Genomic DNA, 25,738 nt, shown 5'->3' with positions numbered 1-25,738 from the left:
TGCGTTGCGGGGTTCCGGAGATGGATGGAATATCGCTGTTGGATGTGCCCTTCCTGGCGTACTCGCAGTTGAACTCGGCGTTTTAGCTGGAGGGCGCAGGTGTGGAAGCGGTGGGGACAACCCTGTGTCAATGGAGCCAAGGTGGGGCAGAAGTTTTTCCTCGGGGAATTACTGGAGTCGATGCTATATGGATGCAGCCGAGTGATCCGGTGTCACTGGTGGGCACGGCTGGTGTTGATCAACAACGTTACTTCTGCATCGTCGGCTAACCGGAAGCCGGTGAGACAGCCGATTGATGGCGTTAGATCGCCTCAATTGTTGAGGGACGTTGAGCTGTCCCAAGGGCCGCTTTGTTGCATCCCGGGAGGGTAGAGGCTATTTTTAGTAGACCTTTATGCTCAAATGGCTGCTTGTCTTTGTACCGATCACGATCGGGCTTGAACTGCTTCGGCCAGAGGCCCACACCTACATTTTCATAACAGCGTGTCTGTCGATTGTTCCTCTTGCAGGAATACTGGGGCGTGCGACAGAGCAGATCGCTCACCGGTTAGGGGAGGGGATCGGCGGTTTGTTGAACGCAACGTTCGGCAATGCAGCCGAGTTGATCATCGCGATCGCCGCTCTGCAGAGGGGCCTTTACGATGTGGTGAAGGCATCTCTGACGGGATCGATCATTGGCAATGTTCTTCTGGTATTTGGGTTGTCTGCCTTTGCCGGAGGGTTGCGCTATAAGTCTCAGAGGTTCAATCCGACTGCGGCCAGTGCACAGGCGATACTGCTTACGCTGGCCGCGGTCGGGCTCATCGTTCCGGCAGCCTTTCATCATTTGAAAAACTATGGGCCGCACCAACTGGAGAACCGGCTGGGCCTCGACATTGCGATCGTTCTTCTTCTGACGTATGTGGCGCACCTGATCTTTTCCCTTTACACGCACAAGTCTTTATTTCAGGGTGGAGGTGCGGACTCGACGGAGCACGAGGAAAAGCCCGTCAGTCTGGTCCGATCCGTGATTACGCTGGCTGTCGCTACGGCGCTGATTGCGTGGATCAGCGAGATTTTAGTTGGATCGGTACAGCAGGCTGCCGCTGCATTTGGAATGACACAGGTCTTCGTCGGCGTGATCGTCGTGGCCATCATTGGCAATGCGGCGGAGCATAGCACTGCGGTGTTCGCAGCAATGAAAGACAAGATGGAGCTATCGTTCGGCATCGCGGTGGGAAGCAGCATTCAAATCGCGTTGCTCGTAGCACCGCTGCTTGTGATTTTGAGTCGCTTTATCGGGCCGCAACCGATGGACCTCGCATTCACTCCTGCGGAGGTATTGGCGATCTTTCTTTCGATCCTGATCACGGGCCAGGTTGCGTCGGACGGAGAGACAAACTGGCTTGAAGGAGTGCAGTTGTTGGCCGTCTATGTCATCCTGGCGATTGTCTTTTTCTTTTTGCCGGACTTCTCCTCTGTCCGCACGTAGGTGGGGGTAGAGCGAGCTGCTGTATTTGCAAACCTTGCAATAAACGCGCATCGCAGTAGATTTGAGGTGAGTGCTCGAGCGGAGTGGGGGTGTTCCGGTCATGGCAGTCATGCACATTGGTCGCGGGGGTGTCGGGTGGAAGAGGCTGGCGCTGGTTGTGTGCGTTGTCGCGGCCACGATGGGGGCGTGGGGTCAAGGTGGTGCGGGATCGGACGATGGCGCGAGGAGAGACCTGGAGAGCTGTCGTGTTCACCGGGTGACGAGCCTCCCGGGGAGCCATGGGTATGCGGGGGATTTTATCGAGGCGATGGCGGGCGATGGGGACGTGGTGTGGGGGCTGACGGCGGATCTGAGTGAGGCGGTTCCGGCTGCGAGCAGGGCGATGTATATCTCGCGGTCGGAGGATGGCGGCGCGATGTGGACGCAGGTGGCGCGGGTGGACTCGAGGTACTTCGATGCGAGGATTGGGGAGGGGCTGAGGAATGGTTTTATTGTGGCCCCGGGTGGGAAGTATTTTGTGATCACGACGCAGCGGGGGGCGTTCCAGGTGTTTCCGCAGCCGAGCGGGAACGCGATGGTGAAGCCCATTGCGGGGCCTGTGGTTCCGGATACTCCACCGAAGGTGCAGATTACAAAGAAGCCGGGGGAGCCGGTGAGGGCGAATGTGGTGGAGATGACGGCGGATGAGAGCCGGCTGATTATCGGGTATGGGTACTTCGACCGGTCGCCGCTGCTGTTTCGGTATCGCAGAGGGGCGGATGGGTCGTGGATTGAGGATGGGCAGATTGGGAATCTGCCGACGGAGATGGATCTGCTGACGGCGCAGTTTGACGATCCGAAGAATGCGCAGCCGCGCTTTCTATATTTGGGGACGGGAGACCAGGTATTTTTGCTGAACCTTCGCACGATGGGATGGAGCAGAGTGGATGGGGTGGGGCCGGACTCGGCGATCCATGGGATGACGGTGGTGGGCGGGCTGCACCTGGCGGCGTGCTGGGGAGTGTATAACCCAGTGGGGCCGGGGATGGTGAGGCGAGTGACGAATGCGAAGTTTCTGCTGCATCGGATGTCGGATGAGGCGGGGTCGAACATTCGGGCGTATGGGATTGAGGTGGATGCGCGGCGGCCGCAGAGGTTGGTGGTGACCGCGATCACGGGCGTGTACGTGAGCGAGGACAGCGGGCAGAGTTGGAGAAGGCTGAACGATCTTCCGGATGGGGAGTATCGGTCGGCGCACTTCAATGCGGATGGGACGGTGATTGTATCGGGGATGCCGGGGACGTTTCTGGTGAATCCGTTTTCGGATGTGTGTGAGCCTCGGCTGAAGCGGCGTGGGCGGTAGGGATGTGGGAAGGTTGTACTTGATTTTGTTACATCTGGTGCGAGATTGGTGCGAAGAGGGCCTGACCGTTTGCTATTGTTAGGTGCAGGGATCGTCCCCCTCTGTGATGAGAACCATGTTCTGCCAAAGACGTGGGCTCGTATGGTTGTGGATGGTGTGTGCTGCGCGGGTGGCTTTTGCGTGCGATCAGCTTCCGGCAGGACAGACGCTGTGGGTGCGGCTGACGGCTCCGGTCTCGACGTATACGGCGAAGGCAGGGGACCAGGTTCATGCGGTGGTGACGCGAGACTTGGTGTGCGAGAACGAAGTCGTGTTACCGATGGGCTCGGGCGTGGATGGAGTGGTTCGGAGCAAGCGCAAGGTTGGGTTGGGGATTCGGCACGAGACGGCGGCGTTGGAGCTGGAGTTCGAACGCGGTGACAGCGGCTCCGGTGTGCCGGTCGAGTTTACGGCGCGGGTGGAAGAGGTGGAGAATGCACGGGAGCTGGTGCGCAAGGGAGTGATCCAGGGGATACGGAGCTCGGATACGTTTCAGGGGCGCATCAACAGCCGGTTGATCCATCTGCCGACGTGGAATCCTTACTCGGATCCGGTGCTGATCGCGTACAAGGCGGTGTTTCCGATCTTTCCGGAGCCTGAGATCTACTATCCGGTTGGTACGGATATTCGACTGCGGACGACGAGTGAGATCTCGGTTCCGCCAATTGCAACGAGCAGCGAGCGTGAGCCTTCAGCGGTGGTGCGTGAGTCTTCGCCGGTGGTGAAGGAGGAGTCGGAACGGCTGGAACGGCTGGTGAGCGGGCTTCCTTCACGCGTTTCCACGAGCAAGAATGTGGACGCGGATCTGATCAACGTGGTTTTTCTGGGGCCGGAGGATGCGGTGAGGTCGGCGTTTCGTGCGGCGGGATGGGACGATGCCGATCCTGTGTCGAGGCATACGGCGATGAAGAGCCTGTATGCGCTGCTGAATAACAGCGGCTACGCGCGACAGCCGATGATGACGTTCTATCTGAACGGCAGGCCTCAGGATATGAGCTTGCAGAAGAGCCTGAACAGCTATGACCGCCGCGATCATCTTCGCATATGGAAGTGGGTGCCGGCGGAGAGCGGCGAGGCGGTGTGGGTGAGCTCGTCGACGCGCGATACTGGGGCGGCGCTGGCGTTGAAGCACATGAGCTTTGTGCACCATATTGCGCCTGCGATCGACGAGGAGCGGGCGATGATCATTCGCGATCTGGGCTTTGCGGGGTGTGTGCGCTCGGTGAGCTCTGTGCCGCGGCCTGATGTGCCGACGGAGACGCATAACGCTGTCGGCGATCCGATGCATACGGACGGCTCGGTGGCTGTGGTTCGGTTGCAGCCGTGCACGGCTACGGAGTTGCCGCTGAGCTCAAAGGCGAGCGGAAGCTACAGGCCGAGCAACCATGTCTTCCGGTTTTTCCGGCGGCAGATTCTTACGTTCCGCAACGACATCGTGCGCGCCAATGTGATCTATGGCGTCTACGACGTGGGACGCATGACGGTGACGGCACTGCGCAGGCCGGCGGTGCAGCGCCAGGGGTTGTTGGCGGAACGAGCAAACGCAGGTCCTTCGACTAAGCCAATCGCGATAGAACCGCGATAGGCTCCGCTCAGGATGACACTTCCTACATAAACCGAGCTTGAAGCAATTAGCTTAGTCGATTCGCTTAATGTCGATACAGCCTAGGCCTGGATCTGTTTGGCGATGCGTTCGATGGCGTGGTGGGCGGAGAGGATGGCTCCTTCCTGCCAGCCTACGAGGTGCGAGATGTAGTCTCCGGCGAAGTAAGTGCGGCCCTGCGGCTCGTCGAGTTGCGCGTAGGGGGCCTGACTGCTGGGGAGGTAGATGTTGGCGAAGCAGCCCAGCGAGTAAGGAACCCTGCTCCAGGGGACGAAGATGGGTTTGGCGAGGAGCTGAGACTTGCCGGGGTGAAGCTTCTCGACGGCGGAGCGCGAGGCTTCGAACTTGGCTTCGACGGTGCGCAGGGCTCCGAAGGGAGTGGGCTTGCCGATGAAGGCTCCGCCCATGGCGCCGCCGGAGGTGTCTTCGCGCTCGGAGCCGAAGCCGGCGACGAGGACTCCGGTGGGGGAGAAGAGCTTGTCGGTGGGGTACCAGACGAGGTTGATCTTGTCGTCGTTGAGGAAGGAGATTCCGCCGTAGATATTGTTCTCCTTCTCCCAGAAGCGTGGGGACTCCCAGGCGATCTTGAAGAGAGCGGTCATGGGCATGCCGATGAAGGCCTGCTTCGTCGCTGGGGAGAAGTTGTTTTTTGTGTTGCAGAGAACGGAGATGGGCATGGTGCAGATGCAGAAGTCGGCGGTGATGGTCTTTGCGGACTTGTCATGGCCTTCGCCGCCTTTGTCGTAGGCGACGGTGACGTTGTTGTCGCTGGTGGTGATCTCGCTGACGACGCAGTTGTAGTGGATCAGCGGCTCGAGGGATTTGGCGAAGGCATAGGGGATGCGATCCATGCCGCCGATGGGCTGGAACATGGTGGCCTGCCAGTCGATCTGCTCCTCGTAGAACTCGCCGTAGGTGAAGTCGGCGGCGAGGAGATCGTGGAAGGGCAGGGGCTTGTGGATGACGTACTGGGCGAGGCCTGCGCCGCGCGGGGTGACGAAGCCGGCGCGCATGGTTCCGGTGTACTTGCCGTCGCGGTTGAGGTCGCCGAAGGTGGAGAGGAAGTCGCGGAGGAGGGAGAGGTCCTCTTTGGAGAGCTCGTCGTCGAGGGTGTGCTTATTGATGGCCTTGGTTAGGAGCTCGGCGAGGTAGCCGCGGGTATCGTGCACGACCTGGCGCTGCTGGATGGGTTTGCCGCCTTCGACGGCGGGGGACTGCATGAGGGCGGAACGGGAGGTGTTGACTTCGACCTCGAGGGGAACGCCAAGTTCCTGGCAGTAACCGAGGAGGTTGGTGTGGATGGAGGGGATGCGGGCGGGGCCGGGGTTGAGGTATCCGCTCTGCCAGTTGCACTCCTGTGTGGTGCCGTCGGTGAGCTCGACCTTGGAGCCGTTGCGGACGGTCCAGCAGCGGCCGCCGGGGCGCGAGCGGGCCTCGAGGATGGTGCAGTCGAAGCCGGCTTTGCGGAGCTCGTAAGCGGAGGTGAGGCCGGCGATTCCGCCGCCGAGGATGACGACCTTTTTGCCTTTGCCGAAGTCGGAGGGAAGCTGCGGGAGAGTGGAGGCGATGGCAGCGGGGAGGAGGCCGAGTGCCTGCATTGCCGAGAAGGCAGCGGAGTATCCGCCGATCTGGGCCATGCGCTGGATGAAAGCGCGCCGAGTGAAGCTCATGGTGTGTGCTCCGTACGGGTGGTGATTTTTTGAGGGGCCCTTCTTCGGCATGGAAGAGTGGAAGGTTAATTATGTCCCCGGGGTGTCATGGTTGGGTAGAGATTTTGTGTGGGGGCACGTAGAGATCGGCGGTATTCGACGAGAGATGGCGGCGCTTCGGGCAAAATACAGGGGTTCCCATTCGACTTCGCTCAGGGCAAGCTCTCGACTTCGCGCTGCGCGCTCCGCTCGGAATGACGCCTTCCTAGTGAAGGTGCCGGGATGGCCCGGCTACTCGTAGCGGTGCTGTTTGAGCAGGGCCTCGAACTCGCTGCGGGGCATTTTTAGTTTGTCGGGGTGGGCGTCGATCCATCTGGTGAAGGCGTCGTACTTGGCGGGGGTCCAGCCGCCTTCGAACTCGCCCTTGTTCTGGCCGGAGCGGTTGAGCTCGAAGTTGAAGGCGTCCTGGAGTTTGGTGAACTCGGCGGAGGCGATGGCTGCTTCGGCGAGGATGGCGGGGATGAAGACGACTCCGTCGTGCTTGGCGAGGACGAGGTCGCCGGGGAGGACGGTGGCGTGGCCGATGCGGATGGGGGCGTTGATGGCAGTGAGGGTCATTCCGATGAGGTAGGAGGGGTCGTAGCCGCGGTAGAGGCCGTTGAGGTTGGGGACCTCGCGGTTCTCTTCGGCGTCGCGGATGCCGGCGTCGAAGACGAAGCCGGAGTGGGTGTGGGCGGCGATTCCTGAGCCGAGGTTGGAGCCGATGAGGGTGCCTTCGAAGATCTTGCCGTTGCCGTCGGCGACGTATACATCGCCCTGCTGGAGGTCGTTGATGGGCCAGCTGTTGTTGAAGCTCTGGCGGTGCTCGGTTTTGCCTTCGGCGGTGATGGCGCGGTCCATGTCAGGGCGCGAGGGCATGTACTGGGCGGTGAGGGCGCGTCCGGCGAAGGGCTGGTCGGGGTGGAGGGCCTGCCAGTTTCCCTCGAACTGGTTGTTGTACTTATGCTCGCGGAGGAAGTCCCAGAGGTCTTCGATGGAGACCGAGAGGGCGCGGGTGAGGAGGGAGTCGGGGAGCTTGGGGCGGCCGTCGGGGAAGCGCTCGCCGTGCCAGTCGGAGGTGTAGAAGAGGATCTGGTCGCGGGTTGTTTTGACCTGAGCGTGGGCGAATGGTGTGGCGAGCGTGCAGAGGAGTGTGGCGACTGGAAGGATTCGCTTCATGAGGTCTCCTGAACTATGGAAGGCTATTACATCATCGTGAGGTAGTTCGGGGATGTTTATGGCTTGTTGACGCCGATGGCTGGTAGACGGCCAGTGAGCTATTTCCTGAGAAATAAGGCCTGCTTTCGCTTGGTGGACAAATCTGACACACTAGAGGTATGAGCACAGCGACTGCTACCAAGGTTTTTGCGGACCGGATCGGCCGCATTGAAGTTTCGGCGACGATGGCGATTACGGCGGCGGCTTTGAAGCTGAAGTCTGAGGGTGTGAACCTGGCGGACTTTGGCGCAGGCGAGCCGCACTTCAACACTCCGCGGCACATTAAGGACGCGGCGATTGAGGCCATCGAGAAGAACTTCACACGGTACACGAACGTCGCGGGAACGCCGGAGATTCGCAAGGCGATTGTGGATCGCCACTCGGCGGACTTTGGCTCGCAGTACACGCCGGAGGAGTGCGTGTTTACGACGGGCGGCAAACTGGCGCTGTTCAACGCGATTCAGGTGCTGGTGGACCACGGCGATGAGGTGATTCTGCCGGCGCCGTACTGGGTGTCGTTCAAGGACATCATTCAGTATGCGGGCGGCACGCCGGTGATCCTGCAGACGAGCGAGGCGGAGAACTTCCGCGTGACGGCGAAGATGATCGAAGACGCGATTACGCCGAAGACGAAGGCGATCATTCTGAACACGCCGTCGAACCCTTCGGGCGCGGTGGTCTCGCCGAAGGACCTGGAGGCGATCGTCCGGCTGGGGCACAAGCGCGACATCTTTGTGCTGCTGGATGAGTGCTATGTGTATCTGAACTTCACGGGCAACATTGTGAGCGGCGGAAGCTTTCTGGACTGCAAGGAGCATGTTGTGGTGCTGGGCTCGCTGTCGAAGACGTACGCGATGACGGGCTGGCGCGCGGGGTATGCTCTGGGGCCGAAGGCGATTATTGCGGCGATGAGCAAGCTGCAGTCGCAGTCGACGTCGAACACGGCGAGCATGGTGCAGCGGGCTTCGATTGCGGCGGTGAGCGGATCGCAGGAGTGCGTGGCGGAGATGAGGGCGGACTACATCAAGCTGCGCGACCGGATTCTTGAGGGCTTCAAGACGATTCCGGGGCTGACGTGCACGGTGCCGGAGGGTGCGTTCTATGTGTATCCGAACGTGAAGAACTTTATCGGCAAGGGCGGGGTGACGTCGGCGACGGACCTTGCGGCGAAGCTGCTGAGCGAGGCGCATGTGGTGGTGGTTCCGGGCGAGGCGTTTGGGACGGCGGAGCACATACGGTTGTCGTATGCTGTATCGCATGACGTGGTGGATGAGGGCGTTAGGCGGATGCGGGAGTACCTTCGAAAGCTTGGCTAGAGTGATCAAAGGAGAGAGCCGCATCGGGGTGCCGATGCGGCTTTCCTTTGGAATGGAGAGGCATGAGCAAGGCTGGACGTGAGGCGTTAGGCGCGGAGCCGCGATTTGCTCCGGTGATTCTTGCAGGCGGTAGCGGAACGCGGTTCTGGCCACGAAGCCGGAAGGCGCGGGCGAAGCAGGTGCTGGCGCTGGATGGCGAGCGCACGATGATTCAGCAGACGGTGGATCGTCTGCTGCCGGTGGCGGATTCGGCAAACATCTGGGTGATTACGAACGATCTGCTGCGGGACGAGATCGTGCATCAGCTTCCGGAGGTGCTCGAGGAGCATATTCTGAGCGAGCCGGCGGCGAGGAATACGGCTCCGGCGTGCGCGCTGGCGGCGTTCCTGATGGAGAAGGAGGACCCGGGCGCGGTGATCGGGATCTTTCCTTCGGACCACGTGGTGGAGGACAGGAAGCGGTTCGCGGAGGTGGTGCGGGCCGGTGTGAAGCTGGCGGCGAGCGGCGAGAGGATTGTGGTGCTCGGCGTGCCGGCGGTGAAGGCCGAGACCGGGTATGGGTACATCGAGCGCGGAGCGGCGGTGGAAGAGGCTTCGGGGCTGACGGGTGGCATCGAGGTGCGGAGGGTGAAGCGGTTCACGGAGAAGCCGCACAAGGCGCTGGCGGAGGCGTTTGTCTCTTCGGGCAACTATGCGTGGAACAGCGGGATGTTTCTGTGGAGCGCGAGGACGCTGGCGTGCGCGATCCGGGAGCACTCGCCTGCGATGGCCGTGTTGATGGAGAAGATTGCGGCGGCTTACGGGACGGCAGAGTTCGAGCAGGTGTTTGCGGAGTTGTATCCGCAGTGCGAGAACATCTCGATCGACTTTGCGGTGCTGGAGCCGCGGTCGGCGAAGGGCGAGGAGGCCTCGGAGATCTACTGCCTGCCAGGAGACTTCTGCTGGAATGATCTTGGTTGCTGGTCGGCGCTGCATGAGCATGTTGCGCACTGCGGGCCGGAGGACCTGGCGAAGAAGAATGTCTTCGATAAGACGGACCAGCCGTGCGTGGATATCGATGCGCATGGGAACTATGTGTTCGCTCCGGGTAAGGCGGTGGCGCTGGTTGGCGTGAGTGACCTGGTGGTGGTGGAGACGGAGGATGCGCTGCTGATTACGACGAGGGAGCGGTCGCAGGATGTGGGCAAGGTTGTGGCGGAGTTGAAGCAGGCGGGCCGGGAAGATCTGGTGTAGTGGAGAGAGGAAGACATACCTCAGGGGCTAAAGCCCCTTATGGGGGGAGATTTTGTGCCTGGGCTAAAGCCCAGGCCTACCTCAGAGGCAAGGGCAACAGCAACGGCGACAACAAAGGCAAGGGCAGCAACAAAGGCAAGGGCAGCAACAAAGGCAAGGGCAGCAGCAACGGAATAACGTGAAGATTTCTATGGCTGAGACGAAGACGGTGGTGAAGTTTGGGACGGATGGGTGGCGCGGCGTGATCGCCGATGACTTTACCTATGCAAATGTGCGGGTAGCGGCGGCGGCGATTGCGAACTATGTGCTGGCGCACGAGGACGCGAAGGCGGGCGTCTGCATCGGGTGGGATACGCGGTTTGGGTCGCGGTCGTTTGCGAAGTTGGTGGCCGAGGTGCTGGCGGGCGCGGGGATTCCTGTGCAGATAGCGAGCGGGATTACGCCGACTCCGGCGCTTTCGTATGCGGTGAGGGAGCGGAAGGCCGCGGGGGGCGTGATGATTACGTCGAGCCACAATCCGGCGGAGTGGAACGGCGTGAAGTACAAGGCGAGCTATGGGGGCTCGGGCAAGCCGTCGATCATGGCGTCGATTGAGAGCTATCTGCTGAAGCCGGTTCCGGCCGCGGAGAAGGCGGCGGCGATTTGCGAGGTTGATTTTCTGCCGGAGTATGTGGCGGCGCTCGAGCGGTTCGTCGATCTGAAGGCGATCAAGGCGAGCGGGTACAGATTTCTGGTGGACGATATGTATGGCGCGGGGCGCGGGGTGATCTCGGGGATCCTTGCGCGGGCGGGCGTGCCGTGCGTGGAGATTCGCAGTGAGGTGAACCCGACGTTTCTGGGGATCAATCCGGAGCCGATTCTTCCGCACATCAAGGCGACGCAGGAGGCTGTGGTCGCAGAGAGGTGCGATGCGGGGTTGATTACGGACGGTGATGCGGACCGCATCGGCGCTGTGGATGAGCACGGCAATGTGGTGGACGCACATCGAATTTTTTCGATTCTGGCGTGGTGGGTGCTGGAGCGGAAGAGGTGGCCGGGCGAGGTGACGCGCGCGTTCAACACGACGAAGATGATCGACCGGATTGCGGCGAAGTATGGCCGCAGGCTGAACGAGCACGGGATCGGGTTCAAGTACGTGGTGGACCTGATGCTGGAGAAGGAGATCCTGATTGGCGGCGAGGAGTCGGGCGGCGTTGGGATCAGCCGGCATCTGCCGGAGAGGGATGGGTTGCTGAACTCGCTTCTGCTGGCAAATGTGATGGCCGATGAGAAGAAGACGCTGGGCGAGCTGGTGGCCGCGCTGCAGGCGGAGTTTGGCGTGCATGAGTATGGGCGCGTGGATATGCACATCAACGAGGAGTTGAAGCAGTCGGCGATTACGCGCGCTGGCGCTATGAAAGATGGGGCGGGCGATAAGAAGTTGGCGGGGATGAAGGTGCTTCGGGTGGAGACGCTGGACGGGATCAAGTTCTTTCTGGAGAATCCGGCGTCCGCGGGCAAGGAGAATGCGGCGGAGACGTGGCTTCTACTGCGGGCCTCGGGGACTGAACCTCTGCTGCGGGTTTATTGCGAGAGCTGCTCGAAGGAGTCGGTGGAGAAGGTGCTGAAGGCGGCGCAGGAGTTTGTGCTGAAGGGAACGGCGGGTTGAGCGAAGTGATTGTGGTGGAGACGAAGGGTCTGCTGTTCGATATGGACGGGGTGCTGATCAGCTCGATCGGCTCGGTGCGGCGGTCCTGGAGGAAGTGGGCGAAGATGTACGGCGTGCCGGATGCGGAGAACTACGAGATTCCGCATGGGATGCGGGCGATTGAGATCGTGAAGAGCCTGCGGCCGGAGATCGATGCGCAGGCTGGGCTGCGGGTGATTGAGGACATCGAGGTTGAGGACACGGCGGACCTGAAGGTTCTGCCAGGGGTGAAGAGGCTGCTGGAGAGCCTGCCGGCGGATATGTGGGCGATTGTGACCTCGGCGACGCATCGGCTGACGGTGGAGCGGCTGAAGGTGGCGGGGTTGCCGCTTCCGGAGAGGCTGATCAGCGCGGATATGGTAGAGCGGGGCAAGCCTCATCCTGAGCCGTACCGTCGTGGCGCGGAGCTGCTGGGATTGCGGCCTGATGAGTGCATTGTGGTGGAGGATGCGCCTTCGGGGGTGGGGGCGGGGAAGGCTGCGGGTTCGCGGGTGCTGGGGGTGCTGGGGACGCATACGCTCGAGGAGTTGCGGGAGGCGGATTGGGTGGTGGATTCGCTGGAGGGGCAGGTAGTGATGGTGAAGGGTGACGGGTTGGAGCTGCGATTTACGGCGGTGAGGTGAGCTGGAAGGCGCCACTTTTTTGGCACCACAAGCAAAATGCGGGGGTTCTTCGCTGCGCTCAGAATGACGAGCATGTAGCGGCGAGCGACGCCTACTGGCGTTGAAGAAGGATGGATTCGACCAGTTTGAGGTCTTCTTCGGTGTCGACGCCGATGGTGTCGTGGTTGGTGGGTTCGACGTAGACGGTGATGTTGTTTTCTAGGAAGCGGAGCTGTTCGAGGCGCTCAGTGTGCTCGAGAGTGCTGTGGGGGAGGGTGGGGAAACGCTGGAGGGCGGACTTGCGGTACGCGTAGAGGCCGATGTGCTTCCAGTACTCGGTGGGGGCGCCGTCGCGGTTGTAGGGGATGGTGGCGCGGGAGAAGTAGAGGGCGCGGCCGTCGGCGGCGGTGACGACTTTGACTGCGTTGGGATTGTCGATGTTGGCGGGGGTGCAGGGAACCTTGAGGGTGGAGACCTCGACGTGGGGGGTGGCGAAGGGGCGGAGGAGGGCGGTGAGGTGCTCGGGCTTTAGGAGCGGCTCGTCGCCCTGGATGTTGACGTAGATCTCGGCGTCGATGAGCTTGGAGACGGCGTGGACGCGGTCGGTGCCGCTGGGGAGGTCGGGTGAGGTGAGGATGCAGGGCCAGTTGTTCTCGCGGCAGAGGGCGGCGATCTCGTCGGAGTCGGTGGCGACGATGAGGTGGTCGAGCTGGGGGCAGGCGCGGGCGGCGTCGTAGACCCAGGCGAGCATGGGGCGGCCAGCGATGGTGCGGAGGATCTTGCGGGGGAGCCGCGTGGAGGCGAGGCGCGCGGGGATGACACCGAGGACGCCGATCTTTCCGCTATGGTTGGAATCAAGTATGATGGTATCTGGCTGTGCCGCGGCGATTCTCCTCGATCCGCGATGATTTCAAAAGGGCACGGTCACACACACATCGGCGGTGTAGCTCAGATGGTTAGAGCGACGGACTCATAACCCGTAGGTCGACAGTTCGATTCTGTCCACCGCCACCAAAATGTTGTTGTTCCTGCCGGTATCGCGGAGTCTCCGTACGAGAGTATCATTTTGACAGTGAGTTTCGTCTAACGCCTGTGGGGCGTCTCACGCTGCTTGGGAGAGTTCTTTCACCTATGCCGAAGATTTCGAAGATCCTTTTGCTTGCCGCCTCCGTCGTGCTGGTGCTGACCGTATTTCTGGGCGTGAACTCGAGCGGCGTGAGCGCGGCGAGTGAGCCGCAGGATGGCGCCTACCGGCAGATCAACGTGTACAGCGAGGTGCTGCGGCATATCCAGACGGACTATGTGGAGGAGCCGAACATCCCGGCGGTGACGAACGGAGCGCTGCGAGGGCTGCTGGAGTCGCTGGACGCGGACTCGAGCTACCTGACGCCGGAGGACTACAAGGCGTTCAAGGCGGACAAGGGCGGCAAGGCGCAGGTGGGGCTGAACGTCTCGAAGCGGTATGGCTACGCGACGGTGGTCTCGGTGGTTCCGGGAAGCCCGGCGGACAAGGCGAACCTGAATGATGGCGACATCATTGAGGCGATCAGCGGCCGGGATACGCGGGATATCTCGCTGGCGATGATCCGGATGATGCTGGAGGGTGCGCCGGGGAGTGAGTTGACGATCTCGGTGGTTCGTCCGCGGAAGGCGGCGCCGGACAAGATTACGATGACGCGTGCGGTGATGTCGCTGCCACCGGTGAGCGAGACGATGTATGAGAACTCGTCGATTCTGTATCTGAAGCCTGTGGTTCTGGACCATGACCATGTGCAGCAGGTGGAGAGCAAGCTGAAGGCGATGCAGAAGTCGGGCAACAGGAAGATTCTGCTGGACCTGCGCGATGTGGCTGCTGGCGATATTCCTGAGGCGATGCGGCTGGCGAACTTCCTGCTGAAGTCGGGCACGATTGCGACGCTTGAGGGGCAGAAGGTTGCCAAGCAGACGTTTACGGCAGACCCTTCGAAGGCGATCAATACGACCTCGCCGGTGGTGGTACTGGTGAACCGGGGAACGGCTGGCCCGGGGGAGATTGTTGCCGCGGCGCTGTTGGACAACAAGCGCGCGGACCTGGTGGGCGAGAAGACGTTTGGCGAGGGTTCGCAGCAGAAGACATTCGAGCTGCCGGATGGCGCGGCGCTGATTCTGTCGGTGGCGAAGTATGAGTCGCCCTCGGGCAAGAAGCTTGAGGACGAGGGCGTGACGCCGGGTGTGCTGGTTGCCTCGAACATCGACGACGGCGGACCGGGCGGCGACGGCAACGAAGACAGCATTCCGGCAACGGAATCGCAGCCCGCGGCGAAGAAGCCGGGTGTTTCGATCGACGAACAGTTGAACAAGGCCCTGGATCTGCTGAAGAGCAAGGCCGCCTGACGGTCTGCTTCAAAGTTACATGCGTTGATTCAAGTGTGCGATTGCGGCGAGAAAAGCTCTGCCTGCTGACCGATAATGTTGGGGTGAGGCGTTGTGCAGAGCCTATTCAAACGCGAAGAAGAGGCGACCCCAGTTGAGACCGAGCCGCGGTGGCAGCGGATCGCCCGACGGGTGGTCGAGGGGCCGGAGTATCGAAGCCGCCGCATCGCGCGTCGCGTAACCTTCTACATTCTGCTGGGATTGTCCGCGGTGTTCGGGTCGATGTGCGGGCTGATGCTGGTCTACTCGATCGATCTGCCGCAGATGGACGACCTGACGCGGTATCGTCCGAATACGACGACGGAGCTTCTGGACGTGCATGGCCGGCCGTTCGGGTCGTTCGCGCTGGAGCGCAGGGTGGTGGTGCCGTACTCGGATTTTCCTCCGGTGCTGAAGCAGGCGATTCTGTCGATCGAGGACAAGAGCTTTGAGAGCAACTGGGGGGTGAACCTGGTGCGCGCGGTCGGCGCGGCGTATCGGGACCTGCATGATCAGAGACGAACGCAGGGATCGTCGACGCTGACGATGCAGCTGGCGCGGAATCTGTTTCTCTCGAACGAGAAGACGTTTGGGCGCAAGTTTCAGGAGGTCATTCTCTCGATGCAGATCGAGAGGCGGTTCACGAAGAGCCAGATCTTCGAGCTGTATGCAAACCAGATCTATCTTGGCCGGGGGACGTACGGGTTCGAGGCGGGTTCGGAGTATTACTTCAACAAGCGTGTTCGCGACCTGACGCTGCCGGAGGCGGCGCTGCTTGCCGCGCTGCCGAAGGGGCCGGAGTACTACTCGCCAGTACGATTCCCGGAGCGCGCGTTGAAGCGCCGCAACCTGGTGCTGAACGAGATGCTGGACGACAGGAAGATTACGCGCGAGCAGGCGGAGGCGGCGAAGGCGGCTCCGCTGGGGCTGCATATCGAGCCTGCCCCGAACAGCACGGCTCCGTACTTTGTGGAGGAGGTGCGGCGGCAGCTGGAGAAGGAGTATGGCGTTGAAGAGGTGCATGGCGCGGGGTTGAGAGTGTATACGACGCTCGACCTGGATCTGCAGACGGTGGCGAACAAGGCGGTGCTGGACGGCGCGGCGGCGTATGAACGGAGACACGGGTGGAAGGGGAGCCCGGAGAACATCGTTCTGGAGGGGCTGGATGTTGAGACCTACAAGTATCCGGATTGGACGCAGCCGATCGCGAAGGACACGTATGTTCACGGAGTGGTGACGGAGGTTGCCCCGAAGCGCGTCGTGGTAAAGCTGGGGTCGAGGCAGGCGGTGCTTACGCCGGAGGACTGGATGTGGACCGAGAATGTGGATGCGGACAGTTTTCTGAAGACGGGCGACCTGGTGTACGTGAAGATTGCGGGGCCGGCGGAAGATGGAGCGTGGAAGGCGTTGCTCGAGCAGGACACGGGAGCGCAGGCCTCGCTGATGGCGGTGGATAACGCGAGCGGCGAGGTGGTGGCGATGGTGGGTGGGCGCGACTTCGCGCTGTCTCAGTTCAACCGCGCGACGCAGGCGCAGCGCCAGGTGGGGTCGTCGTTTAAGCCGTATGTGTACACGACGGCGGTGGAGGCGGGCGCGAAGCCGACGGACATCATCGTGGACGGGCCGACGACGTTTCCGACGCCGAGCGGGCCGTATACGCCGCGCAACTATGAGGGCAACTATCATGGCGCGATGACACTGACGTATGCGTTTGCGGACTCGCGGAATATTCCGGCGTTGAAGCTGGCCGCACGCGTGGGGATTCGCAAGGTGATCGAGACGGCGCACCGGTTTGGCGTCACGAGCAATATTCCAGCGTTTCTTCCGGTGGCGATCGGCTCGGCGGACATCACGCTGTACGAGCAGGTGGGTGCCTACAGCGTGTTTCCGAATGATGGAATACGGATTGAGCCGCACTACATCCGCAAGGTGACGAAGGCGGATGGGCTTCCGCTGGATGAGAAGCCGACGGATGTTCACGAGGTGATCTCGGTGGACACGGCGCGGACGATGATGGAGCTGCTGCAGTCGGTGGTGCGGATGGGGACCGGGGCGAGAGCTTCGGAGCTGAAGCATCCGCTGGGAGGCAAGACGGGCACGACGAACGACTACACGGATGCGTGGTTCATCGGGTTTTCTCCGTCGGTGACGTGCGGGACGTGGATGGGGTACGACAATCGGCAGTCGCTGGGGGAGAAGGAGACGGGAGCGCGTGCGGCGCTGCCGATCTGGATGGATTTTATGCGTGCGGCGATTGCGAACAAGCCGAACGAGCAGTTTCCGGTGGCGGGCGCGCCGAAGAAGGTGCTGGATGTTCCGGTGAAGTCGATTGCGACGGGAGCACCGCCGAAGGCGAGTGAGCCTAAGGATTCGGATGAGGACGAGCCGGCGGCGCCGAAGAGTGCGGGCGATTCGCCGAAGCCCGCTGCTCCGGCCGGGACGCCTACCGGGGCGAAGGCGCCGGGCGGAGGGAGCTCGAAGCCTGCGGTGGCGAGGTCAGCAAGCGGCACAGAGTGAAGTAGCGTTGGGCGCGACTGACGTCGCGGCCGATCTGCTCGCGGAGCGCATCGGGCGATGGCCAGCGAATCTCGTTGCGCAGCCTCTGAAGGAAGGCGAGAGTGAGGGGGGTGCTTTGGGTGAGCTCGATGGAGTGGAAGTTGAGCAGGTGGGATTCGATGGTGAAGGAGTCGGCGCCGAAGGTGGGGCGGTTGCCGACGTTGGTGACGGCTTCGAAGGTCTCGCCGGCGATGGTGAGTGTGGTGATGTAGACGCCGATGGCCGGGACGACCTCTGTGTAAGGCGCGAGGTTGATAGTGGGGACGGTGTAGCGGGTTCCGTATCCGCGGCCCGGCGCTGGACTGCTGAGGATGGCGAAGGGGCGGCCGAGGAGCGCGCGGGCGTGGCGGACGTCGCCGTCTGAGATTAGCTGGCGGATGCGACTGGAGGAGACGGCTGCCCCGCGGATGACGCATGGAGCATAGGCGGAGACGTGGAAGCCGAGCTCGTGGCCGAGGGTTGTGAGAGTGTCGATGCCGCCTTCGGCCTGATAGCCGAAGCGGAAGTTTTCGCCCTCGTGCAACTCGATGACGCCTAGCTTGTCGCGAAGGATGCGGGTGGCGAAGTCGCGCGCGGTGGTGTGGGAGAGCTCGGGTGTGAAGGGGAGGACGAGTGTGGCATCGATGCCGGTGGCGGCGAGGAGCTCGAGCTTTTCGGGGAGCGGTGTGATCAGGGGAAGGCTGGCGTCTGGACGGAGCAGGCGGACGGGGTGGGGATCGAAGGTGATGGCGAGAGAGCGGGCGTTGAGTTCGCGCGCGCGACGGATGACCTTTCCGATGACGAGTTGGTGGCCGCGATGCACGCCGTCGAAGTTGCCGATGGTGGCTACGGTGGGGCCGAAGGGGGTAGGGAGTTCGGAGAGGGAGCGGTAGATCTGCATCAGGCGATCTCGAAGGTGAGCTGGAGGCCGTCGTAGGCGAGCCGGACGTGGGGAGGCAGCTCGGCCTCGGTTGCGGCGTGGTCGAGGTCGTGGCTGATGTGGGTGAAGAAGGCGCGCTTTGGCTTGAGCTTCTCGACGTAGTCGAGCGAGCGCTCGAGATGGGAGTGGCTGGGGTGGGGCTGACGGCGCAGAGCGTCGAGGATGAGGATGTCGAGGTCCTGGAGCAGAGGGATGCTTTCGGGAGGGATGTCGCTCATGTCAGTGAGGTAGGCGGCTGAGCCGAAGCGGTAGCCGGTGATGCGCTGCCCGCCGTGAATGACGGGGATGCGCTGGAAGCAGGCGCCGAAGAGATCGAAGCCGGCTCCGGGGGTGGACTCATCGATGGGGTGAATCTGCACGCGGGCGCTGGTGGGGTAGCGGTTGTCGGTGCGGAAGGTGTAGTCGAAGATGCGATGGAGCGTGGCGATGGTCTCGGCGTCGGCGTAGATGGGAAGGCCGCCGGGGAGCTGGAATGTGATGGGGCGCAGGTCGTCGAAGCCGAGGACGTGGTCGGCGTGCCCGTGGGTGTAGAGAACGGCATCAATGTGGCGGATATTCTCGCGGACGGCCTGGGCGTGGAAGTCCTGGCCGGTGTCGACGAGGACGATGCGGTTGTTGTAGGTGAGGCGCAGCGAGGTGCGCGTTCGGCGGTTGCGCGGGTCGCCTTCAGGTGAGACGGCTGAGGCGCAGACGGCGCAGTTGCAGCCGAGCGTGGGCACTCCCATCGATGTGCCTGTGCCGAGGAAGGTGAGAGTCGCCTCCATCGATCAGCGGACGATGCTCGGCTTGCCTGGGGTGGGGTTGGGAGATTTGGCGGCTGCGGAGCGTGCGAGTGCCTGGGTGATCTCGAGGAAGGCCATGCGCAGCTCGAACAGTGCGCTGTCGAGAAGGCGCTGCTCCGAGGGGGTGAGGTTGCCTTTGGTCTTTTCGGCGAGGATGCCGAGCATGTCGATGCTCTGGCGTGCGCCCAGGATGTCGACCTGCGGCGGCTGTCCCTCCTGCGCTGCTCCGCCGAGCTGCATGAGAGTGCTCATGTAGACGGACTGGATGAGAGTCTCGAAGTTCATGGCCGGCGGATGGTCTGCACCGGGGTTCGACGCACGGATGGCGGTGTCGAGGCGGTCGGAGGTCGCCTGGTAGGCGTTGTTGGCCTGTTCGGCCTGCTCGGCTGTCGGCGCCGGAGGGAGGTTCTCCTCGTGTGCGGTCTCGGGCTCGGGTGCTGGCGGGGGAGGCTCGACGGGGGCCGCGGGCTGTGCTGCCGTGGTCTGGTGCTCGTCGCGCTCGGAGGAGGGGGCGGCGTCAGGGCGGGGCTCGCCGTCGAGGGTGAACTTGCGGCGATCGGTGATGACGAAGGGCTTGTTCTGTTCGGGCATGATCAGGGTCTCTCAGAGGAATCAGATGCGGAGGTTGCAGCCTGGGCTTCGGCGGAGGGTGATGGTGCCGGGACAGCGATGCCGCCGGAGTACTGGAGCGGGTCGTGGCGGTCGAGCACCTCGCGGCGTAGGTAGCCGAGGGCGAACTGGAGCGTGGTGTCGGCGAGCGGGATGGAGGCAACGCTGGTGAGCTCACCGACCTGCTTGCCTGCGGATTCGAGCGGCGTGCCAGGTGCGGGGAGTGCGCCTTCGAGCCGGAAGGCCGTGAAGGTGCGGTGGACGCTGCCGCGCGAGCGGATGCGCTCGACGATCTCCTGGCCGAGGTAGCAGCCCTTGGCGAAGTGCAGGGCGCGGGTCTGGTTTGTCTCCTGGGGGAGGTCGCGGTCGCGGATGTCGGCGCCGTAGAGCGGCGTTCCTTCGAGGAGGCGGAGCTGCTCGAGCGAGGCGGGATCACAGAAGGATGCTTCTGCGGTGCGGAGGGCTTCGAGGAGTGAGGCGGCCTCGGCGGGGGAGTCGGTCCAGAGCTCGTAGCGGGGAACGAGCGGGCTGTAGGCGTGGATGAGGGTGACCGTTGTGGACTGCCACGGGAGGGTGCGGGTCTGAAGCTCTTTGACGTCGTCTGTGGCGAGGTTGAGTTGACGGAGCAGAGCAGAGGCTTTGGGGCCGATGAGGGTGAGGCCGTGGCGGGACTCGGTGACGTCGGTCAGCTCGACGTCGTCCATGATGATGTAGTGATCGAGGTAGGGGATGAGCGAGGGGACCTGGCGGCGGGCGGTCTCGATGAGCAGAGCTTCGGGCGTAGCAAGGATGGTGCCGTCGGCCTGGATACGGCCCTGCGCGTTGAGGAAGAAGTTGTAGGCACCGGCGCCGGGGGCGAGGTCCTGAACGGAGTTGGTGGCCATGCCGTTGAGCCAGCGGACGCGGTCCTCGCCGGTGACGCGGATCCAGCCGGTCTGCTCGAGCGAAGCGATGCCTGCGCCTTCGAGGAGTACTGCGAGTTGCGGATTGGAGCTGGAGGCGTCGACGCCAGGGTGGGCTGCGGGCGGCGTGTTGGAGGTAGGGACTGATGTCATAGGCGTCACTCGCGCGACGGCGCGATGAAACTCTGCGTACACTTGATTATAGCGGTGGAATGAGAGGCAAGGTTGCTGCGACGGATGGATGACGGAAGGTTCGGGCGGGCGGCGAGGGTGTGGGCCGCGGGGTTGATTCTGCTGGCAAGCTGCTCGGCAGCAGGTGCGCAGACGGCACCGCAGGCGAAGGACAAGGACAAGCCGCAGGCTCCGATGACCAAGGAGCAGGCGAAGGAGCTGTTTCGCTCGGTCGACGAGATATTGAGCTTCATCAGCGCGGACACGAAGCTGCCGATTGTGCACAGCGTGAAGCGGAAGCTGATCTCGCGCGATGAGGTGACGAAGTATCTGAGGCAGAAGTTTGATGAGGACGAGAGCGCCAAGCGGATGGAGCGGTCGGAGCTGGTGCTGAAGAAGTTCGGCCTGCTGGATCGGGACTTTCATCTACGACCGTTTCTGCTGTCGCTGCTGACGGAGCAGATCGCGGGCTTTTACGACAACAAGACGAAGACGGTGAACCTGCTGGACTGGATCGCGCCGGACGAGCAGAAGCCTGTGCTGGCGCACGAGCTGACGCACGCGTTGCAGGATCAGAAGGTGGGGCTGACGAAGTGGTCCGAGGTAGGACTGAACGACACGTCGCGCAATGTGCAGGATGACAACCGGCATCTACAGGTGGACGAGGCGGATACGGCGCGCGAGGCTGTGGCCGAGGGGCAGGCGATGGCGGTCTTCATCGACTACACTCTACGGCCGACCGGCAAGACGCTGGCCGATGCTCCGCCGGGGCTGGCGGAGCGGCTGAAGGATACGGTGGGCGATGTAAGCGGATCGCCTGTGCTGGCGCGGGCTCCGCTGCTGCTGCAGGAGTCGCTGCTGTTTCCTTACAGCGATGGGCTGGGCTTCGAGCAGGCGATTTTGACCAAGTCAGGCAAGGAGGCGGCGTTTGCCGGGGTGCTGGCGAACCCGCCGTCGTCGAGCTTTGAGATTCTGCATCCGGAGTCGTACATGGCGCACGTGCCTGTGCCGGTGCTGCGGCTGCCGGATATTCATCCGCTGATCGACGCTGAGTATGAGCCCTATGACCTGGGGGTGATGGGGGAGCTGGATGTGCGTATCCTGACGGAGTTGTTTGGCGGCCGCGAGATCGCGCAGGGCCTGGCGCCGGACTGGAATGGCGGCATCTACTATGCGGCGCAGAGGAAGGCGGCGACGCCTGCGGAGAAGGAGTCGACGGCTTCGCTGGCGCTGTTCTACTACTCGCGATGGAAGAATGCTGATTCGGCGAAGACGTTTCTGCGCATCTACTCTGCGCAGATTCCGCGGAAGTACTCGAAGGTGTCGCGCAGGCAGGGGGACGAGGCCGGAGGCGAGCAGGTCTTCACGACGAGTGAGGGCGATGTGCTGCTTTCGATCTCCGGCGCAAGCGTCTTCGTCAGCGAAGGGTTCAGTCTGCCGCTGGCGCGCAAGCTGAGGGACTCGATCGCAAGCGTTCAGGCCGAGGGGCCGGTGCGCATTGCAGAGCAGGGCCGTGAGCCTTCGCTAGGGATGGCGGAGATGCTGCGCTCCTTTGGGATGATCAGGGCCGGCGGGCTCGAACGATATACTTCTGAAGGACATTCCCACTGAGGGTGCCCGGCTCTGAGCCGGTGGAGGAGACAGACGTTTGAAGAAGGCTGAGATTGGAATCATTGGCGGGAGCGGTTTGTATGCGATGCCGGGCTTGACGGATGTACGCGAAGAGAAGGTGACGACACCATTTGGAGAACCTTCCGACGCGCTGGTGCTGGGTGAGCTAGAGGGGCGGCGGGTGGCGTTTCTGGCGCGTCATGGACGCGGACACCGTCTGCTGCCGAGCGAGCTGAACTTCCGAGCGAACATCTATGCGATGAAGATGCTTGGAGTGGAGCGGATTCTTTCGGTGTCGGCGGTGGGGTCGCTGAAGGAAGAGCACAAGCCGACGGATTTCGTGATGCCGGACCAGTTTATCGACCGCACGTTTGCGCGTAACGCGACGTTCTTTGGCGATGGCATCGTGGGCCATGTGGCCTTCGGAAATCCGGTGTGCGCGGCGGTGGCTGCGACGTTGCAGAAGGCGTGCGATGCGGTTGGGGTGGTGGGCAAGAGCGGCGGGACTTATGTGTGCATGGAGGGTCCGCAGTTCTCGACGCGCGCGGAGTCGAATCTGTACCGCAGCTGGGGTGCCGATGTGATCGGGATGACCAATCTGCAGGAGGCCAAGCTGGCTCGCGAGGCGGAGATCTGCTATGCGACGATGGCGATGGTGACTGACTATGATTGCTGGCGCGAGGGCCACGACGATGTGACGGTCGACCAGATCGTCGCTGTGATGCATCAGAACTCGGCGAACGCGGCGAAGGTGGTTCGGGCAGCGGTTGCGGCGATGTCGGCAGAGAAGAGCTGCACGTGTGGCGATGCTTTGAAGTATGCGATTATGACCGATCGCAAGGCAATTCCTGAGCACACACGGCAGAAGTTGGGCCTTTTGCTCGATAAATACTTTTAGGCTACAAGTAGGGAGCGGAGGCGCAGGGCAGACCTCGCCTACTTCTGTCGTCAGGTTCTGAGTTCAAAAAAACTGGAGTTTTGAAAGAGGAGTTCATGTCCATTCTTGTCGTAGGTTCGGTGGCGTTCGACAGCATCCAGACCCCGAGCGGTTCCGTGGATCACTGCCTGGGCGGCGCAGCGACGCACTTTGCGCTGGCGGCGAGCTACTTCACCGATGTCCGCGTCATCGCCGTCGTCGGTAAGGACTTTACCGCCGAGCATGAGGCGGTCTTCACGAAGCGCGGGATTGACACGCGTGGCATCGAGCGTGCCGATGGGCTGAGCTTTCACTGGTCGGGCTCGTACGTCAGCAACCTGAATGAGGCGCAGACGCTGGGCACTGACCTGAATGTCTTTCAGACGTTCGAGCCGAAGATTCCGGAGGCGTATCAGGACAGCGACTACCTGTTTCTGGCGAACATCGACCCGGTGCTGCAGGCGCGTGTGCGCAGCCAGATGACGAAGGTCCGCATGGTGTGCGGCGACACGATGAACTACTGGATTGCTGATCATGCGGCAAACCTGGCGAAGGTGCTTCGCGAGTTGGATGTTCTGCTGATCAACGACGGTGAGGTTCGGATGCTGGCCGGCGACCGCAACCTGGTGATGGCTGCCAACAAGGTACTTGCAATGGGGCCGAAGACACTGGTCGTGAAGCATGGCGAGTACGGCGCGACGGCCTTCTTCAGCGCGCGCTCGTTTCCAGGCGGTGTCCGCGCGCTACATCCCTTCCGCGCGCCGGCGCTGCCGCTGTCTGAGGTCGTGGATCCGACCGGTGCGGGGGATTCCTTCGCTGGCGGCTTCTATGGGTATCTTGCCTCGCAGGCGGAGTTGACGCCTGCGGCGTTCCGCACGGCGATGTTCTATGGCGGCGTGATGGGATCGTTTGCGGTGGAGCGCTTTGGAACCGAGCGTCTGCAATCGGTGACACGAGACGAGATCGAGCAGAGATTCAAGCTGTTCCGGGAGATTTCGCACCTTGAATACACGGGGGGGTAGACGGCGAGGCCGTGGTGCGGGCGCGCCCGGAGACAAGGTCTCGGGAGAGCTTGCTCCGCTAAGCTTCGAGGTCCGTCCGGCGAAGCGCGAAGAGGTAATGCCGGTCGCGCTGGCTGCTGTGGCCTTTGCGTTTGTTGCGCTCATTGTGTGTGTCTCGCGTGGTTATCTGCTGCTGTACGGCGACGCCGTAGCTCATCTCGGCATCGCGCGCCGCATCCTCGATTCGCGGAACCCGGGGATCATTCAGCTGGGAGGCGTGTGGCTGCCGCTGCCGCATCTGCTGATGCTGCCCTTCGTTCAGAAGATGGAGTGGTGGCAGAACGGGCTGGCGGGGGCGTGGCCTTCGTTGTTGTGCTATGTGTTGAGCGTCGCTGGGCTCTATCGGTTGGCGCGCCGGATGATGCCGCCCACGTGGGCGCTTGTGGCGGCGGCCTTCTATGGGCTGAATCCGAACCTGCTGTATTTGTCGACGACGGCGATGACCGAGCCGCTGTTCCTGGCGATTGTGATTTGGGCGACGCTTATGACGATGGAGTGCGTTGCTGCGGTTAGCTCGCAGCGTGCCGGCACGATCAACCGGAGACTCGTCGCTCTTGGGCTGCTGATTCTTGCGGCGGTGTTTACGCGGTATGACGGCTGGGTGTTTGGCGCTGCGGTTTGGTGTGTGATGGCGTGGCAGATCCTGCGGTCAGAGGATGCGCGTCGTCGCAACGCTGTGGGGTTCACGGTCTTTACGGTTCTAGCGGTTGCGGGACCGATCGCATGGCTGGCCTACAATCAGCACTTCTTTCACGATCCGCTGGACTTCGTGCGCGGGCCGTACTCGGCGGCGATGATTGAGAAGAAGACCTCGCCTCCGGGCTCTCGGCACTATCCGGGGTGGCATGACCCTCTGGGTGCTGCTGCGCTTTATCTGCGTACGGCGCAACTTGATGCAGCGGCGTGGGAGACGGGATTCGCTGTGATGGCGCTTGCGGTGACGGGATTGGTGCTCGCGATTCGCCGGCGCCTGGAGCTTGCGGCTACGCTGCTCTGGATTCCGTTTCCGTTCTACATCTATTCGATTGCATTCGGATCGATTCCTATCTTTATTCCGCCTGTGTGGCCGCATTCGTACTATAACTCGCGCTATGGGATGGAGCTGCTGCCTGCGTTTGCGATCTTCGCCTTTGTCGCGCTGTCGTGGCTGCAGCAGAGGTGGGCGGCATCGCAGCCTCTGGCCGCGCGGCTGATGCAGCCGGTTGCGGTGCTTCTGATTGCCATCAGCGTGATCGCGATGATGTACCGCGTGCCTCTGGTGCTGAAGGAGGCGATGGTGAACTCGACGACGCGTGTTGCGTTCGAGACGTCGCTGGCGCACGAGCTGCGCTCGTTTCCCGCCGGGGCTCCGATCCTGATGTATAACTCCGACCATATTGGCGCGTTGCAGCAGGCCGGGATTCCGCTGCGGCAGACGCTGAGTGAGACCGACTACGACAGCTGGAAGGCCGCGCTGGGCGCACCGTCGCAACATGCGGCTTACGTGGTAGCGATTGCGGGCGACCCGGTAGCAGCGGCGGTGGCGGCGCATCCCGAGGGGCTTACGGAGATGGTGGTCCTCTGCACGACAGGGCAGCCATGCGCTCGTGTCTACCGGTCGGACCGATTCTGATTCTGGTCTG

20 protein-coding genes and 1 tRNA gene are annotated in these 25,738 nt (G+C 62.4%); 14 read left to right on the top strand and 7 right to left on the bottom strand.

What is annotated here, in order from left to right; genetic code table 11:
- Window positions 1-394: 394 nt before the first annotated feature.
- From cax to Q363_RS06060, 3 genes are all read left to right on the top strand, one after another.
- On the top strand, window positions 395-1,471 hold the full coding sequence (gene cax / locus Q363_RS06070; protein WP_035348664.1) for a calcium/proton exchanger: 1,077 nt from the start codon (window positions 395-397) through the stop codon (window positions 1,469-1,471).
- A gap of 100 nt (window positions 1,472-1,571) precedes the next feature.
- Window positions 1,572-2,813: a beta propeller repeat protein gene (locus Q363_RS06065; RefSeq protein WP_035348662.1), complete on the top strand. Its 1,242-nt coding sequence runs from the start codon at window positions 1,572-1,574 to the stop codon at window positions 2,811-2,813.
- Between the two features lie 115 nt (window positions 2,814-2,928).
- Window positions 2,929-4,437, top strand: a complete 1,509-nt coding sequence (locus Q363_RS06060) for an LssY C-terminal domain-containing protein (RefSeq protein ID WP_157466570.1) — start codon at window positions 2,929-2,931, stop codon at window positions 4,435-4,437.
- Window positions 4,438-4,517: 80 nt separating this feature from the next.
- Here the strand turns inward: Q363_RS06060 and Q363_RS06055 are convergent, their stop codons facing one another.
- The gene (locus Q363_RS06055; RefSeq protein ID WP_035348658.1) at window positions 4,518-6,125 is read right to left on the bottom strand and encodes a flavin monoamine oxidase family protein; all 1,608 of its coding nucleotides are present in this window, start codon (window positions 6,123-6,125) and stop codon (window positions 4,518-4,520) included.
- Window positions 6,126-6,395: 270 nt separating this feature from the next.
- The gene (locus Q363_RS06050; protein ID WP_035348656.1) at window positions 6,396-7,322 is read right to left on the bottom strand and encodes an RraA family protein; all 927 of its coding nucleotides are present in this window, start codon (window positions 7,320-7,322) and stop codon (window positions 6,396-6,398) included.
- A 158-nt stretch (window positions 7,323-7,480) separates the two neighbouring features.
- Between Q363_RS06050 and Q363_RS06045 the strand changes: the two genes are divergently transcribed.
- The 4 genes from Q363_RS06045 to Q363_RS06030 all read left to right on the top strand — a co-directional run bounded on the left by Q363_RS06045 (window position 7,481) and on the right by Q363_RS06030 (window position 12,219).
- Window positions 7,481-8,677, top strand: coding sequence for a pyridoxal phosphate-dependent aminotransferase (locus Q363_RS06045; protein ID WP_035348654.1), 1,197 nt, complete (start codon window positions 7,481-7,483; stop codon window positions 8,675-8,677).
- A gap of 62 nt (window positions 8,678-8,739) precedes the next feature.
- Window positions 8,740-9,909, top strand: a complete 1,170-nt coding sequence (locus tag Q363_RS06040) for a mannose-1-phosphate guanylyltransferase (RefSeq protein ID WP_035348652.1) — start codon at window positions 8,740-8,742, stop codon at window positions 9,907-9,909.
- A gap of 190 nt (window positions 9,910-10,099) precedes the next feature.
- On the top strand, window positions 10,100-11,557 hold the full coding sequence (locus Q363_RS06035; protein WP_051978443.1) for a phosphoglucomutase/phosphomannomutase family protein: 1,458 nt from the start codon (window positions 10,100-10,102) through the stop codon (window positions 11,555-11,557).
- 5 nt (window positions 11,558-11,562) lie between these two features.
- Window positions 11,563-12,219, top strand: a complete 657-nt coding sequence (locus Q363_RS06030; protein ID WP_342667394.1) for an HAD-IA family hydrolase — start codon at window positions 11,563-11,565, stop codon at window positions 12,217-12,219.
- 91 nt (window positions 12,220-12,310) lie between these two features.
- Here Q363_RS06030 and kdsB read toward each other — a convergent pair whose 3' ends face one another.
- Window positions 12,311-13,060 (bottom strand): 3-deoxy-manno-octulosonate cytidylyltransferase, encoded by a 750-nt coding sequence (kdsB, locus tag Q363_RS06025; RefSeq protein ID WP_051978442.1) that lies wholly within the window; start codon window positions 13,058-13,060, stop codon window positions 12,311-12,313.
- A 75-nt stretch (window positions 13,061-13,135) separates the two neighbouring features.
- On the opposite strand from kdsB, the gene Q363_RS06020 reads away from it, so the two are divergent.
- From Q363_RS06020 to Q363_RS06010, 3 genes are all read left to right on the top strand, one after another.
- Window positions 13,136-13,212: transfer RNA gene (locus Q363_RS06020), tRNA-Met, on the top strand.
- Between the two features lie 117 nt (window positions 13,213-13,329).
- Window positions 13,330-14,571, top strand: coding sequence for a S41 family peptidase (locus Q363_RS06015; RefSeq protein ID WP_035348649.1), 1,242 nt, complete (start codon window positions 13,330-13,332; stop codon window positions 14,569-14,571).
- Between the two features lie 93 nt (window positions 14,572-14,664).
- A complete protein-coding gene (locus tag Q363_RS06010) occupies window positions 14,665-17,106 on the top strand; it encodes a penicillin-binding protein 1A (protein WP_084080072.1) in 2,442 nt (813 codons plus the stop codon).
- Here Q363_RS06010 and ribF read toward each other — a convergent pair.
- The 4 genes from ribF to ygfZ are packed head-to-tail and all read right to left on the bottom strand — an operon-like array spanning window position 17,033 to window position 20,510.
- On the bottom strand, window positions 17,033-18,025 hold the full coding sequence (gene ribF / locus Q363_RS06005) for a riboflavin biosynthesis protein RibF (RefSeq protein ID WP_035348647.1): 993 nt from the start codon (window positions 18,023-18,025) through the stop codon (window positions 17,033-17,035). The two genes, Q363_RS06010 and ribF, sit on opposite strands and share 74 nt — an antisense overlap.
- Window positions 18,025-18,828, bottom strand: coding sequence for an MBL fold metallo-hydrolase (locus tag Q363_RS06000; protein WP_035348645.1), 804 nt, complete (start codon window positions 18,826-18,828; stop codon window positions 18,025-18,027). Before Q363_RS06000 ends, ribF begins: the two co-directional genes overlap by 1 nt.
- A 3-nt stretch (window positions 18,829-18,831) precedes the next feature.
- Entirely contained in the window at window positions 18,832-19,437 is a 606-nt protein-coding gene (locus Q363_RS35765) for a DUF1844 domain-containing protein (RefSeq protein ID WP_051978441.1), read from the bottom strand.
- 2 nt (window positions 19,438-19,439) lie between these two features.
- The gene (gene ygfZ, locus Q363_RS05990; RefSeq protein ID WP_035348644.1) at window positions 19,440-20,510 is read right to left on the bottom strand and encodes a CAF17-like 4Fe-4S cluster assembly/insertion protein YgfZ; all 1,071 of its coding nucleotides are present in this window, start codon (window positions 20,508-20,510) and stop codon (window positions 19,440-19,442) included.
- Window positions 20,511-20,582: 72 nt separating this feature from the next.
- Between ygfZ and Q363_RS05985 the strand changes: the two genes are divergently transcribed.
- The 4 genes from Q363_RS05985 to Q363_RS05970 all read left to right on the top strand — a co-directional run bounded on the left by Q363_RS05985 (window position 20,583) and on the right by Q363_RS05970 (window position 25,728).
- Window positions 20,583-22,139, top strand: coding sequence for a hypothetical protein (locus tag Q363_RS05985; RefSeq protein ID WP_211256125.1), 1,557 nt, complete (start codon window positions 20,583-20,585; stop codon window positions 22,137-22,139).
- Window positions 22,140-22,176: 37 nt separating this feature from the next.
- A complete protein-coding gene (gene mtnP / locus Q363_RS05980; RefSeq protein WP_035348642.1) occupies window positions 22,177-23,037 on the top strand; it encodes an S-methyl-5'-thioadenosine phosphorylase in 861 nt (286 codons plus the stop codon).
- Window positions 23,038-23,132: 95 nt separating this feature from the next.
- On the top strand, window positions 23,133-24,077 hold the full coding sequence (locus Q363_RS05975) for a PfkB family carbohydrate kinase (RefSeq protein WP_035348800.1): 945 nt from the start codon (window positions 23,133-23,135) through the stop codon (window positions 24,075-24,077).
- On the top strand, window positions 24,058-25,728 hold the full coding sequence (locus Q363_RS05970; protein WP_035348640.1) for an ArnT family glycosyltransferase: 1,671 nt from the start codon (window positions 24,058-24,060) through the stop codon (window positions 25,726-25,728). The genes Q363_RS05975 and Q363_RS05970 overlap by 20 nt, the downstream gene beginning before the upstream one ends.
- Window positions 25,729-25,738 lie beyond the last annotated feature (10 nt).

This window comes from Edaphobacter aggregans DSM 19364, assembly GCF_000745965.1.
In the GTDB taxonomy this organism is placed as follows: domain Bacteria; phylum Acidobacteriota; class Terriglobia; order Terriglobales; family Acidobacteriaceae; genus Edaphobacter; species Edaphobacter aggregans.
This window is presented reverse-complemented; position numbering and strand designations above follow the sequence as displayed.

What these genes read in the sequence shown, in the direction of transcription:
- ribF (WP_035348647.1), bottom strand. Translation starts at nt 18,025, where the DNA reads ATGCAGATCTACCGCTCCCTCTCCGAACTCCCTACCCCCTTCGGCCCC.
- Q363_RS06035 (WP_051978443.1), top strand. Translation starts at nt 10,100, where the DNA reads ATGGCTGAGACGAAGACGGTGGTGAAGTTTGGGACGGATGGGTGGCGC.
- Q363_RS35765 (WP_051978441.1), bottom strand. Translation starts at nt 19,437, where the DNA reads ATGCCCGAACAGAACAAGCCCTTCGTCATCACCGATCGCCGCAAGTTC.
- cax (WP_035348664.1), top strand. Translation starts at nt 395, where the DNA reads ATGCTCAAATGGCTGCTTGTCTTTGTACCGATCACGATCGGGCTTGAA.
- Q363_RS06050 (WP_035348656.1), bottom strand. Translation starts at nt 7,322, where the DNA reads ATGAAGCGAATCCTTCCAGTCGCCACACTCCTCTGCACGCTCGCCACA.
- Q363_RS05975 (WP_035348800.1), top strand. Translation starts at nt 23,133, where the DNA reads ATGTCCATTCTTGTCGTAGGTTCGGTGGCGTTCGACAGCATCCAGACC.
- ygfZ (WP_035348644.1), bottom strand. Translation starts at nt 20,510, where the DNA reads ATGACATCAGTCCCTACCTCCAACACGCCGCCCGCAGCCCACCCTGGC.
- Q363_RS06015 (WP_035348649.1), top strand. Translation starts at nt 13,330, where the DNA reads ATGCCGAAGATTTCGAAGATCCTTTTGCTTGCCGCCTCCGTCGTGCTG.
- Q363_RS06055 (WP_035348658.1), bottom strand. Translation starts at nt 6,125, where the DNA reads ATGAGCTTCACTCGGCGCGCTTTCATCCAGCGCATGGCCCAGATCGGC.
- Q363_RS06045 (WP_035348654.1), top strand. Translation starts at nt 7,481, where the DNA reads ATGAGCACAGCGACTGCTACCAAGGTTTTTGCGGACCGGATCGGCCGC.
- Q363_RS06060 (WP_157466570.1), top strand. Translation starts at nt 2,929, where the DNA reads ATGTTCTGCCAAAGACGTGGGCTCGTATGGTTGTGGATGGTGTGTGCT.
- Q363_RS06000 (WP_035348645.1), bottom strand. Translation starts at nt 18,828, where the DNA reads ATGGAGGCGACTCTCACCTTCCTCGGCACAGGCACATCGATGGGAGTG.
- Q363_RS06040 (WP_035348652.1), top strand. Translation starts at nt 8,740, where the DNA reads ATGAGCAAGGCTGGACGTGAGGCGTTAGGCGCGGAGCCGCGATTTGCT.
- Q363_RS06065 (WP_035348662.1), top strand. Translation starts at nt 1,572, where the DNA reads ATGGCAGTCATGCACATTGGTCGCGGGGGTGTCGGGTGGAAGAGGCTG.